Origin of the sequence: Achromobacter sp., from assembly GCF_032113835.1 — a bacterium.
GTDB lineage: Bacteria > Pseudomonadota > Gammaproteobacteria > Burkholderiales > Burkholderiaceae_B > Achromobacter.
The window spans coordinates 1-11,928 of the sequence record NZ_DAMCTG010000121.1; the positions used below are offsets into that span (position 1 = coordinate 1).

General features: G+C 66.0%; 12 protein-coding genes. 5 read left to right on the plus strand and 7 right to left on the minus strand.

Translation table 11 applies throughout. The features are described 5' to 3' along the window. The 4 genes from RT697_RS25260 to RT697_RS25275 form a co-directional block, all read left to right on the plus strand. The coding region (locus tag RT697_RS25260) for a peptidoglycan-binding domain-containing protein (protein ID WP_313702407.1) at positions 1-282 on the plus strand (282 nt) is incomplete at its 5' end. Further along, on the plus strand, positions 279-887 hold the full coding sequence (locus RT697_RS25265; RefSeq protein ID WP_313702408.1) for a methyltransferase domain-containing protein: 609 nt from the start codon (positions 279-281) through the stop codon (positions 885-887). The genes RT697_RS25260 and RT697_RS25265, both read left to right, overlap by 4 nt. Positions 888-995: 108 nt before the next feature. Continuing rightward, on the plus strand, positions 996-1,541 hold the full coding sequence (locus RT697_RS25270; RefSeq protein WP_313702409.1) for a GNAT family N-acetyltransferase: 546 nt from the start codon (positions 996-998) through the stop codon (positions 1,539-1,541). Further along, positions 1,538-1,720 carry an oxidoreductase-like domain-containing protein gene (locus tag RT697_RS25275; RefSeq protein WP_313702410.1) on the plus strand — a complete coding sequence of 61 codons (183 nt, stop codon included), beginning with the start codon at positions 1,538-1,540 and terminating at the stop codon, positions 1,718-1,720. Before RT697_RS25270 ends, RT697_RS25275 begins: the two co-directional genes overlap by 4 nt. A gap of 10 nt (positions 1,721-1,730) precedes the next feature. Here the strand turns inward: RT697_RS25275 and RT697_RS25280 are convergent, their stop codons facing one another. The 7 genes from RT697_RS25280 to RT697_RS25310 all read right to left on the minus strand — a co-directional run bounded on the left by RT697_RS25280 (position 1,731) and on the right by RT697_RS25310 (position 9,896). Then, positions 1,731-2,168, minus strand: a complete 438-nt coding sequence (locus RT697_RS25280) for an acetyltransferase (RefSeq protein WP_175123558.1) — start codon at positions 2,166-2,168, stop codon at positions 1,731-1,733. Between the two features lie 36 nt (positions 2,169-2,204). Continuing rightward, positions 2,205-3,944 (minus strand): peptidase M14, encoded by a 1,740-nt coding sequence (locus RT697_RS25285; RefSeq protein ID WP_313702411.1) that lies wholly within the window; start codon positions 3,942-3,944, stop codon positions 2,205-2,207. Between the two features lie 39 nt (positions 3,945-3,983). Beyond that, positions 3,984-4,850, minus strand: a complete 867-nt coding sequence (locus RT697_RS25290; RefSeq protein ID WP_313702412.1) for an ABC transporter permease — start codon at positions 4,848-4,850, stop codon at positions 3,984-3,986. 5 nt (positions 4,851-4,855) lie between these two features. Further along, positions 4,856-5,779 (minus strand): ABC transporter permease, encoded by a 924-nt coding sequence (locus RT697_RS25295; protein ID WP_312428757.1) that lies wholly within the window; start codon positions 5,777-5,779, stop codon positions 4,856-4,858. A 164-nt stretch (positions 5,780-5,943) separates the two neighbouring features. Beyond that, entirely contained in the window at positions 5,944-7,470 is a 1,527-nt protein-coding gene (locus tag RT697_RS25300; RefSeq protein ID WP_313702413.1) for an ABC transporter substrate-binding protein, read from the minus strand. Positions 7,471-7,520: 50 nt separating this feature from the next. After that, positions 7,521-9,374, minus strand: coding sequence for a dipeptide ABC transporter ATP-binding protein (locus RT697_RS25305; protein ID WP_313702414.1), 1,854 nt, complete (start codon positions 9,372-9,374; stop codon positions 7,521-7,523). 9 nt (positions 9,375-9,383) lie between these two features. Then, positions 9,384-9,896, minus strand: a complete 513-nt coding sequence (locus RT697_RS25310; protein WP_054415947.1) for a winged helix DNA-binding protein — start codon at positions 9,894-9,896, stop codon at positions 9,384-9,386. Between the two features lie 391 nt (positions 9,897-10,287). Here RT697_RS25310 and RT697_RS25315 point away from each other — a divergent pair. Further along, the coding region (locus RT697_RS25315; RefSeq protein ID WP_313702415.1) for a ShlB/FhaC/HecB family hemolysin secretion/activation protein at positions 10,288-11,928 on the plus strand (1,641 nt) is incomplete at its 3' end.

Below are 11,928 nucleotides of genomic sequence, written 5' to 3' on the forward strand. Positions count from 1 at the left end.
GCGGGATCCTTGCCGAAGCGCGCGCGCACCATGGGCACCAGCACGCCGACCGACGATCCCGGCCTGTCGCGCGCGCAGATCAAGGAACTGCAGAAGCAGCTCTATGGCCGCGGCCACGACATCGGGGTGGCCGACGGCATCCCGGGCGGCAAGACGCGCGATGCCGTGCGGGCAGAGCAGGCGCGCCTGAATCTGCCGCAGGACGGCCGCGTGGGCAAGCGCATCCTGGACGCGCTGGTGGCGGAACAGCCCGCCGCCATGCGCGCGTATCCCGAGCAATGAGCCAGGCGCCGATCTCGGGAACGGCGGGCTACGGCGAAAACGCCGCAGCCCTGGCCGACCAGTACGAGAGCATCGCGTTTGCCGACGTGCATCGCGACGTCGCACACCTGATCCCGCCAGCGCCCGCGCGCATTGCCGACATTGGCGCCGGGTCGGGCCGCGACGCCGCGGCCCTCGCCCGCATGGGCCATCAGGTCGTGGCGGCCGAGCCCACGCCTGAGTTGCGCCTTGAAGGCCAGCGCCGGCACGACCTGCCCAATCTTGAGTGGACCGATGACGCGTTGCCGGATCTCGGCGGCCTGCGCAGCCAGGGCAGGGTGTTCGACGTCATCATGCTCACCGCGGTCTGGATGCACCTGGACGCCGCCGAGCGCACCGCAGCCATGGCCAGCCTTGCGGCGCTGCTCGCGCCGCAAGGGCAGATCCTGATGTCCCTGCGTCACGGGCCGGTGCCTGCCGGCCGCCGCATGTTCGACGTGTCGGCGCAGGAAACCATCGCGCTGGCGGCCGCGCACGGCCTGTCGAGCCATCACCTGTCCACGCGCGAGGACATGCTGGATCGTGCGGATGTGCATTGGAGTTTCTTGGGGCTGCGGCGCGAGTGAGGGTTAGGCGCAAGTGTGCAAGACCGCGTCGGCCGGTATGATCGGCAGGTCTGCCACCCGCACCGCCAGCCCGTCCCCGAACTACGTTCGCCAACGCCTCCGACTCCCATGCCGTCCACCGAGTTTCCAGACGATTTCCAGACCCTGCGCCTGTCCGCAAGCCGGATGTCTCAGGCGCATTTGCCGTTCATGATCGAGATGCACGCCAATGCCGACCTGATGCAATCCATGGGCGGAACGCGCGACGCGGCGGCCAGCCGTCGTTATGTCGCGCAGAACATCGTCCACTGGACCGAGCATGGGTACGGCATGTATGTGCTGGAAGACCGCGAGACGGGCCGGCCAGCCGGCCGCGCGGGCCTGAAGGTGTCGACTTCGCCGGGGCGAGCCGGCGTCGAATTGGCCTATGCCTTGCATCCCGACTGCTGGGGCAAGGGCTTTGCGCCGGAGATTTCGCGCGCGCTGATTGGTCTGGGGTTCCGTCTGCTGCCCGTGGACGTGCTGGGCGCCGTGGCGCTGCGCTCAAACCTGGCGTCGCAGCGCGTCATGGAAAAGACCGGATTGCGTTACGTCGGCATGACCGGCGACGCGCCGGAGCCCAAGGTCTGCTATGAAATCCGCCGCGCCGATTGGCGCAAGCGGGAAGGCGTATGACCGCAAGCACGATCCCCGACGACGACCCGCCGCCCATTCCGCCCGAGCGTCCCGCACCGGATGAATGCTGCAACAGCGGCTGCATTCCGTGCGTCTATGACATGTATGACGAAGCCATGGACCGCTACCGCGAAGCCCTGAAGGCGTGGCGCGCGCGGCACGAGCCGCACGGCAACTGAAGCCGTCGCTTCAGCCGGCGAGCTTCATGTGGATGATGGGGAAAGGACGGCCCGAGTCGTCGTAGGCCGAGCGGCCCACGTCCTGAAATCCGTAGTGCTTGTAGAAGCCATGCGCCTGCGGATTCTGCTCGTTCACGTCGACCAGCAGCGTGCCGTGCAGCGAACGCGCGAAATTCAGCAGGCGGCGGCCAGCGCCCTTGCCCCGCTTGTTGGCATCCACGAACAGCATCTCGACCTTGTTGCCGGTCAGGCCCATGAAGCCGGCCACTTCGCCGGCATCGTCTTCACAGACCCAGACCCTGACGGACGGCAGGTACGTGTTCAGCACCTGCGGGTACATGGCCTGGATTTCCTTTTCAGTCAGAAAAGTATGGGTGGCGCGCACCGAACGGAGCCAGATGTCCACCAGGGCCAGATCGTCGCCGTGGTTGCGTTCTCGGATTTTCATGTTGTTGCTGCTGGGGTGTCAGGCACAGGTAAGCCGCTAAAGCCCGGCGCGGTACAGATCCGTGGCTGCCAGGACGGTTTCCATCTGCACAGTATGAGCGAAAACGAATCGGTCTCCGTAGACCGTTTCATCCGGAAACTCCGAAATCAGCGCCATGGGCAGCTCCTCGCGATCGGTCTCCGTGACCTGCACGGGGATGCCGTTCAGCACGTCGAAACCCTTTTCGAGCGCATGCGCGTGAAAGAGTTCAAGCTGCCGCGCGTTGAACTCCACCAGCCCCGGCACGTTGCTGGCGAGCCGCGCAGTCACGCCCTCGATCAGCCGGCGGGCGCGGTCTGCCCAGCCCGGATGATGGCGCAGGACCAGGAAGAAGCCCTTCGGAATGGTCCACAGTTCGAAGTGGCGCGGCAGATAACCCGACAGCGGGCGCGTCCATTCGTGCGCGGGATAGCCGTGCAGATTGATGTGCAGCTGCGCGCCGCTGATCGCGTGTGCCTGGTGTCGGCCATCGCGCTCGAAGAACGGCGCGCGCTCGCGGTAGGCGATATCGTCGCCCAGCGCGCTGTAGCGCGACGCGTGCAGCATGTGGCGCGGGTGATGTTCGCGCAGCCGGTTGAACAGCGCATATCCATCCGGGTTTTCGGACGCAATCAAGGCGAAATGCGCATCGCCGCGCGCGGCCAATGCCTCGGCCGCTCGCAAGGCGCCCACGACGCCGGAGGTTTCATTGGCGTGCTGCGCGCCGGAAATGAAGACGGCCGGGCCGGGCCCGCGAACATAGGTGCCCAGCACCGGACGGCCCTGGCGCGACACGGCCTGAAAGGTGTCGCCGCCAAAGGCCGCCATGCGGCCGGCGATCTGCTCGGCCGACAGCGGCTCGCGGGCCTGCGCCAGGGGACCCGCCGGCGCGGCGGGCGTCACGGGCGTGACCGGCGCAAAAGACTCGACCGAGATCCGCACACGCGGCGCGCCATCGTGGCGGCGGATGTCGGGAATGATCTGGCCGGGTTGCAGGCCACGGTCGCCGGACGGGCGGCCGGAATGCTGCTGGAAGTGCTCCAGCAGCGAGAAATAGATGTCTTCGTGCAGCGCCTCGAACGTGCTGACGATTTCCTCGTCGACCGGCAGCGCGAAGTCGATGCCGGGCAGGTCCACGCGGATTTCCAGCCGGTCGAAATACGGCTCGTGCGCGCCCCACGTGTGGTGGCGCACGGTGTCCATGATGCTGCGAAAGAGAAGCTGGTACTCGGTGGCCTGCGCGGCATCGGTCTGCACCGCACCGTCGGCATCCTGCACGCGCAGCCAGCCGGTGGGCGACAGCTCCGGCGTGCCGTCCGGCGCGTGCCCAAGCTGGTTCGGCGCGAACACGCGGGTGTCGATCCTGCGGCCGTCGGCGTACGACAGGCGCACGTCGTAGTGCAGGTCGTCGGCGCCGGGCAGCATCGTCACGCGCACGTCTTTCAGCAACGCCACGAGCGGATAGGCCTCCAGCGTGAAGCGCTTGGCCTGCGCGTGTTCGTGCAGCGGATAGCGGATCTCGGCCGAGACCAGACCGTCGCGCTCCACTTCTTCAAGGAAATAGTGCACGAGCGGCTTGTACGCGCTGCGAAAGCGCGCCGTCACGCCGGCCTGTTCAAGCTTGGCCTGCGCGGCGCGCCGGGCATCCACGCCTTCGAAGACCCAGCCTTCCACGACCGCGCCGCGCCAGGCCGGCGCCATGTAGGCGTGCGTCCAGGCGTCCAGCGTGCGATCGAAACTCTTGTCCAGCAACGACATACTCAACATTCCTTCCGGCCCGTGGCGCGGATCGATTCTTCAGACCTTGCCGGTCGGGTCCAGGCGGTCGCGCAGCCAGTCGCCCAGCAGGTTCAGGCCCAGCACCGTCAGCATGATGGCCAGGCCAGGGAACACGCTGACCCACCAGGCCGTCTGCATGTACGTGCGGCCGTCGGCAAGCATACCGCCCCAGCTCGGGATCATGGGGTCGACGCCCAGGCCCAGGAAGGTCAGGCTGCTTTCCAGCAGGATGTTGTTGGCCACGTTCAGCGTCATCAGGATCACCAGCGGACCCAGCAGGTTGGGCACGATGTGATGGCGGATCATCGCCAGGTCGCGCACCCCGAAGGCGCGCGCCGCCAGCACGAACTCGCGCTCGCGCAACGCCAGCACCTGCGCCCGCACCAGGCGAGCGTACTGCACCCATTGCGACACGATCATGAAGAAGATGACGTTGAACAGCCCGCCGCCCAGGATGGCGATGAACGTGATCGCCACCAGGATGAAGGGCAGCGCCAGCTGCACGTCGGCAAAACGCATCACGATCATGTCCCAGAAGCCGCGGTAGTACCCGGCGATGAGACCCATCACGATGCCCAGCAGCGCGCCGCCCAGCACCGAGGCAAAGCCGACCAGCAGCGAGATCTTGCCGCCGACGATCACGCGCGCCAGCACATCGCGGCCCAGCGGATCGGTGCCGAAGGGATGGGCGGCCGACGAGAAGGGCGCCATCAGGCGGGCGGCCAGGTCCATCGATTCGCCGCCATCCGGAAACAGCCAGCCGGAGGTCAGCACCAGCAGGACCATGACGCCGGTCAAAAGCGCGCCCAGCACGAATTCCAGCGAGCGATAGCGGCTGCGCGGCTTCATGGCCTTCGGGGCGGCGGGGGTAGTGGTTGTCTGCATGATGCTCAGCGCGTGCGAATACGGGGATCGACGATGCCGTAGGCGATGTCGACGATCAGGTTGACCAGAACGATGACGGTGGCCAGCACGGTGACCGTGCCTTGCAGCACCGGATAATCGCGGCCCGAAATGGCGTCGAAGGCCAGCGTGCCCAGGCCCGGCCAGTTGAAGACCATCTCGATCACCACGATGCCGCCGATCAGGCCGCCAAACTGCAGGCCCAGATACGTGATCAGCGGAATGGCGCAATTGCGCAGCGCATGCTTGTACAGCACGATGCGCTCTTTCAGGCCCTTGCTGCGCGCCACCATGATGTATTGCGCGGACAGCGTCTCCAGCATCGTCGTGCGCACCAGCCGGATATTGGTGGCGCTAAGAATGATCGCCATGGTCAGCGACGGCAGCACCAGGCTGGCCGGTCCGCTCCAGCCGGATGGCGGCAGCAGCGGGAAGGTGATCGACAGCAGCAGCACCAGCATCAGCGCCAGCCAGAAATTGGGGAAAGACAGGCCCACCAGCGACAGGATGCGGATGGCCTGATCCGTGGCCTTGCCGCGCTTGATCGCAGCCTGGATGCCCAGCGGCAGCGAGATCAGGATGGACACGATGAGCGACGTGAAGGCCAGCATCAGCGTTGCAGGCAGGGCGTCGCCGATCAGCTTGGCGACCGACGTGCCGCCCATGAAGCTGCGCCCGAAATCGCCGTGCAGCAGGCCCTGCATGTACGACAGGTACTGCTCGTGGAACGGCCGGTTCAGCCCGAGCGCCTGGCGGATATTGGCCAGGTCCTGTTCCGTCACGCTGCCCGACCCCTGGCTGAGCATCAGCGCAGGGTCGCCGGTCAGGCGCACGGCATAAGAGACAAGCAGCGTCACGGCCACGATCACGAAGACGGCCTGCAACACGCGTTTGATGAGAAATCCGGTCATAAGGCGCCGCCCCGGCTTGCACCGGAGCGGGAAAAGGGTGTTAACGCGGCATCGATTCGCACCAATGCCTCAACGGGGCGCATCGCCAGCGGGATGCCGCGGATCCGGGCTCCGCCGGTCCGCAGGCATGCCCCTGGGGGAAGCGCGAAGCGCTCGGGGGGGACCTACTCCACCGTCGTTTCGAGGAAACGGAAGCGGATGTCGCCGGGGACTTCCAGGTTCTTCACGCGCTTGTTCACGCCCACGATCGTGTTCAGGCTGTACAGCGGCAATTCCAGCGCCTGGTCGGCCACGTACGCGGCGATCTCCTGCAGCATCGCCTCGCGCTTCTTCACGTCATAGACCGTGCGCTGCGCTTCCAGCATGGCGTTCAGCTTGGGATCGTTGTCGTACGGATTCCATTTCTGGCCCGAGTGGTACATCAGGTACGCGGTGTTGTCGTAGTCGTACGTCCAGCCGCCCCATTGGTTCTGCCACATTTCGCCGGTCTTGCCGCCGGGGATGATGTCGTTGAGCAGCACGCCGGTTTCATACGGCTTGATGGTGGCGCGCACGCCCACGCCCTGCAGGTAGCCCGACACGGCCTGCGCCACTTCGCGGAAGTTCGAGTCGCTGCCGCGCACGTCGATCTGCACCGTGGCGCCCGGCTTCACGCCGGCGGCGGCCAGCAGCTTCTTGGCTTCGGCGGGATCGAAGGGCAGGGGCTTTTGCTCGGGGTTGAAGCCGAACGACTGCGGGCCCTGGAAGCTGGCGATCGTCTTGGCCTGGCCCAGCAGCAGCTGCTTGACGATGGCGTCGCGATCGACCGCCATGATCAGCGCGCGGCGCACGTCGCGGTGCTGCGTGATGCCGTTCTTGGTGTTGTAGCGCAGCGCGAAGGCCACCGGACCGCCGGTGGAGATCACGTCGGCATTGCCCGACTTCTTCACCGTCTCGATCAGGCCCAGCGGGATCAGCGTGGCGATGTCGATGCGGCCGGCCTGCAGCTCGGCCACCTGCGTGCCGGGTTCGCCGATGAAGCGGTACACCACCTTGTCCAGCTTCGGCTTGCCGCCCCAGTAGTCGTCGTTGCGCGCCAGCGTCACGTTGACCTTGGGCTGGTAGCTTTCGAACTTGAACGGACCGGTGCCGACCGGGTGCGTGTTGAAGTTGTCTTCGCCTTTCTCGGTGATGTACTTGGGAGGCACGATCATCGCGCCGTAGCCCGCCAGCTTCGTCAACAGCACCGGATCCGGCTGCTTCAGGATGAAGTCGACGGTGTACTCGTCCACCACCTTGACCTCGCCGATCGAGTCGTAGTTCGACTTCTGCGGGCCCTTGGCGCCTTCCGCGCCCAGCAGGCGCTCGAAGGTGAACTTGACGGCTTCGGCGTTGAAGGGCTCGCCATTGTGGAACTTGACGCCTTCACGCAGCTTGAAGCGCAGGCGCTTGTTCTCGTCCAGGTATTCCCAGCTGGTGGCAAGACCCGGCTGCAGCTTCAGGTCGGCGCCGCGCATGGTCAGCCCGTCGTACAGGTTGCCGCCAACCGAACCCCAGAAGGTCACGAACGTGTCGATCGGATCCCAGCTTCCCGGATCCTGGTTGATGGCCACGTTGAGCGTGCCGGCGGCGTGCGCCGTCGACACGGGCAGCGCGGCGGCGAGGGCCAGCGTCAGCGCGGTGGCGGAGAGGGTGGTGCGAAGGAATTGCATGGTCGCCTCCAGGGACGGGAAATCGGGTCGGACCGACGGATGAAAGAGGTTCAGGCGGCGCGGGCGACCTGGTGGCCGGGCGCGAACTCGAGAAGGGGAACGATGGCGGGCTCATCGCCCACCCGGCGCACCGGGCTGGGGATCTCGCCTTCGATCAGGGACGTGTCGATGTGGCGGCCGGGTTCGGCCACCGGCACTGCGGCCAGCAGCTTGCGCGTGTAGGCATGCTGCGGGGATTCGAATATCTGGCGGCGCGTGCCCAGCTCGACGATCTGGCCCAGGTACAGCACGGCGACGCGGTGGCTTACCTTTTCGACCACGGCCATGTCGTGCGTGATGAACAGATACGACAGCCCGCGATCCTTCTGCAGGTCCATCAGCAGGTTCAGGATCTGCGCCTGGATCGACACGTCCAGCGCCGACACCGATTCGTCCGCGATGATCAATTTGGGATTGCTGGCGAGCGCGCGCGCGATGCACACGCGCTGGCGCTGCCCGCCTGAAAACTCGTGCGGATAGCGCGTGGCGTGCTCGGGCTTCAGGCCTACCTGCTCCAGCAGTTCACCGACGCGGCGCGCGATGGCGTCTTCGCCGGTCAGCAGGCCGTGCGTGCGGATCGGTTCGGCGATGCTGAAGGCCACGGTCTTGCGCGGGTCCAGCGACGCATACGGATCCTGGAAGATGTACTGGATCTCCTGGCGCAGGCGCTGCCGGCCGGCGCTGTCCATCGAAAAAATATCCTGCCCGTTGTAGCGCACCGCACCGGAGGTCGGCGCCACGAGCTGCTGCAAGGTCTTGCCGATGGTGGACTTGCCGCTGCCCGATTCGCCCACCAGCGCCAGCGTCTCGCCAGGGTAGACGTCAAAGCTGACCTGCTCCACCGCATGCACGCGGTGCGTCACGCGGCCGAACAGGTTGTGGCCCACGTCAAAGCGCGTGGTCAGCTTGTCCACGCGAAGCACGGGTTCGTCATAGCTGGCCGTGTCCTGTTCGCGGGTCTCGCCCACCTCGCGCAGCGTATCGCCTTCCAGCACCGTCTGCGGCGTGCGCAGCGGCAGGTCGCGGCCGGTCAGGCTGCCCAGGCGCGGCACGGCGGCCAGCAGCGCGCGCGTGTAGGGATGCTTCGGCGCGTTGAAGATGTCTTCCACGGCGCCTTGCTCGACCTTCTTGCCGCGCAGCATCACGACCACATCGTCGGCCATCTCGGCCACCACGCCCATGTCGTGGGTGATGAAGATGACGGCCGTGCCAAGGTCGCGTTGCAGCTCGCGGATGGTGTTCAGGATCTGCGCCTGGATGGTGACGTCCAGCGCCGTCGTCGGCTCGTCGGCGATCAACAGGCGCGGCTGGCACGACAGCGCCATCGCGATCATCACGCGCTGACGCATGCCGCCGGACAACTGGTGCGGATAACGGTCCAGCAGCTGTTCGGCATCGGGCAGGCGCACCTTTTCCAGCAGCTTGCGCGCCGACTGGCGCGCCGCCGAGCGCGACAGCTGCTGGTGCAGCATGATGGCTTCGACGATCTGGTCGCCGATGGTGAACACCGGGTTCAGCGACGTCATCGGCTCCTGGAAGATCATCGCGATGTCATTGCCGCGGATCGCGCGCATCTGTTCGTCGCTGGCCTGCGTCAGATCGACCTCGCGGTCATCGCCGTCGCGGAACAGGATCTGGCCGGTCGAAATGCGTCCGCCGTTGTAGTCGGTCAGGCGCATGATCGCCATCGACGTGACGGACTTGCCCGAGCCGGATTCGCCCACGATCGCCAGCGTGCGGCCGGGCCGCACGTCGAAATCCAGGTTGTCCACGGCACGAAAGCCGCCGGTGTCGGTATTGAAGTCGACCGAGACGCCGCGCACGGACAGCAGCGGGGCGGAAGAAGAAGCGGTGGTGCTAGACAACGTGGATTCTCACAGCGAGGTGGCGGCGCGGGCAGCCTGGTCGTACAGGCCCGAGAGGGCGCGCAGGGTGTTGGCCAGCTGATGGCTGGCGTCGTCCGCGGCGGGGGAGTCGATGAACGGTTTGACGAGGCACTGCTCGCGCACCTCGGCATAGCGCTGGATCGCGGCCGCGCCGGCATCGGTCGTGGTGTAGATCACTTCCTTGCCGGTCTTGGCGCTTTGCACCACACCCAGGCGCTCCAGCTTCTTGAGCGAGTAATTCACCAGGTGGGTGTCTTCGACATTGAGGGTGAAGCAGATGTCCGCCAGTTTCTTGCCCCGGCCCCGATGGAACACATGGTTGAGCACCAGGATGTCCAGCGACGTCAGTTCGGGCAGTCCCGCGCAAGCCATGCAACGCACCATCCAGCGATTGAACGCATGCGACGCGATGATCAGGCCGAACTCGACCTCTGACAGCTCAGGGGCGGACGAGGCGAGGTGGGAAGACGAAACGATGGCGTCCCGGACGGATACAGGCATGGGTGAGACAGGCAAGGGGACGGATCGGCGACAAAACGTTGGCGAATTATTGACGATTTGTAGTTATGCGGGCATCCGGGATAACCCGGCCCGGGTTTTTCGGAGTTCTCTGATTTGTGCGTTCCTCGCCGCCGATTACAAAGGCGCTTGATGTAAACGCATGGGCGGCACTTCGATCTCGATTTGTTACGAAACCGAGTTCCGTTTCTGAGAAATATCAATAAAAGCGGGCAACGTGAGCCATACGTACAACAAGAAGTGGCTTAGCCGCAAAAATCGATACTGAAACAATAGATATATATTGTCATAAACAGTATTGACCGGCAAAATCATCACCCAATTCGAATAACAGGAGATGACGCGCGGCGGCTGGCCGTTGGCGTCCAGTCGTATGAGCGGATCGCAGCACTTTCAGCAGGCAGGGTTGATATTGGCGGCGATCGTCGCCTTGGCGCCCGCAGGATCCGCATGGGCCCAAACGGCGCCCGAAGCGGCCCAGCGCGCCACCGAGATCCAGCGCCGGCAAGAGCAGGAAATCGACGCGCAACGCGCCCGCGCCGCCGAGCGGCCCGACGTGCTGTCGGCGCCGTCCGCCGATCCCGCGCGCGGCCTGGTCCTGCCCGCTGAAACACCCTGCTTTGCCATCCGGGAAGTGATCTGGGAAGGCGCCGAACCTCCGGAACGTCTGGCCAGCGCCACGGCGGCCGTCCTGGGCGAATGCGTCGGCGGCCGCGGGCTGCGCGCGCTGCAGGAACACCTGATCGGCTTGCTGATCGACGACGGCCTGGTCACCGCGCGCGTCGTCGTGCCGGAACAATCGTTGGCGGCCGGGACGTTGACGCTGAAGTATTTGCCGGGCCGCATCTCAGCCGTCCAAAGCCAGGGCGCCATCGGCTGGTGGCGAACTGCGCTGCCCACCGGCCCGGGCGGCGAACTGAACCAGCGCGACCTGGACCAGGCGCTCGAGAACATCCGCCGCCTCGGCAGCCAGGCCGACGCTGCCATCGACATCGCGCCGGGTCCAGAACTGGGCGACTCCGACATCCTCATCAAGCCCGGCACCGGCAAGCGCTGGCACGGCTATCTGGGCGGCGACAACGGCGGCATGGATACGGTCGGCAAGTACCAGATCAATGCCGGCCTGACGCTGGATTCGCCGCTCTTCCTGTACGACCAGTTGTCGGTCTCGTGGAACAGCAACGCCCACTGGCGCGACACCGACTCCAACACGCGCGCCGCCTCCATCAACTACAGCCTGCCGTTCGGCTACTGGACCGTCTTTGCGGGCGCCAGCAAATCCACGTACCGCCAGACGGTGGCCGGCTTTGAAGAACCCATTGTTTACGGCGGCACCACCAAGCAGATCCAGGCGGGCGTGTCGGTCGTGCCGTACCGCGGCACCGCCTACAAAGGCAACCTGTCGTTCACCATGCTGCGCAAGCGCACCGACAGCACCCTGAACGACGTGGCCATCGACGTCCAGCGCCGCGACGTCACCGGCTACGAGATCGCCTACGGGCATCGCCACTACGTCGGCCGCGCGGTGCTCGACATCGGCGGCGGCGTGCGCGGCACGCTGCCGCAGTTCTCCGACGCACCCGGCTACGTCTACGGCGATCCTGATTGGAACGGGCGCAGCACCATCCTCACCGGCAATGCGGGGCTGTATCTGCCGTTCCAGATTGCGGATCAATCCCTTGCCTATCAGGCCAACTGGCAGATCCAGCACGCCAAGACGGCCATCGTGCCCGCCGACTATTTCACGATCGGAAACCGCTACGCCGTGCGCGGCTTCGACGGCCAGATGACGCTCGCCGCCGAAGACGGCTGGACGCTGCGCAACGACCTGTCGTTCAACCTCGACGCGTTGACCGGGCTTCCCGGACAGCAGCTCTACACCGGCGTCGACGTGGGCCGCGTGGGCGGCCCGTCCGCCGCGTATCTGTCCGGCCGCACGCTGGTCGGCGCCGTCGCCGGCCTGCGCGGGCGCCTCTCCATCCCGTACGTCAACGCCAGCTACGACCTGTCCGCC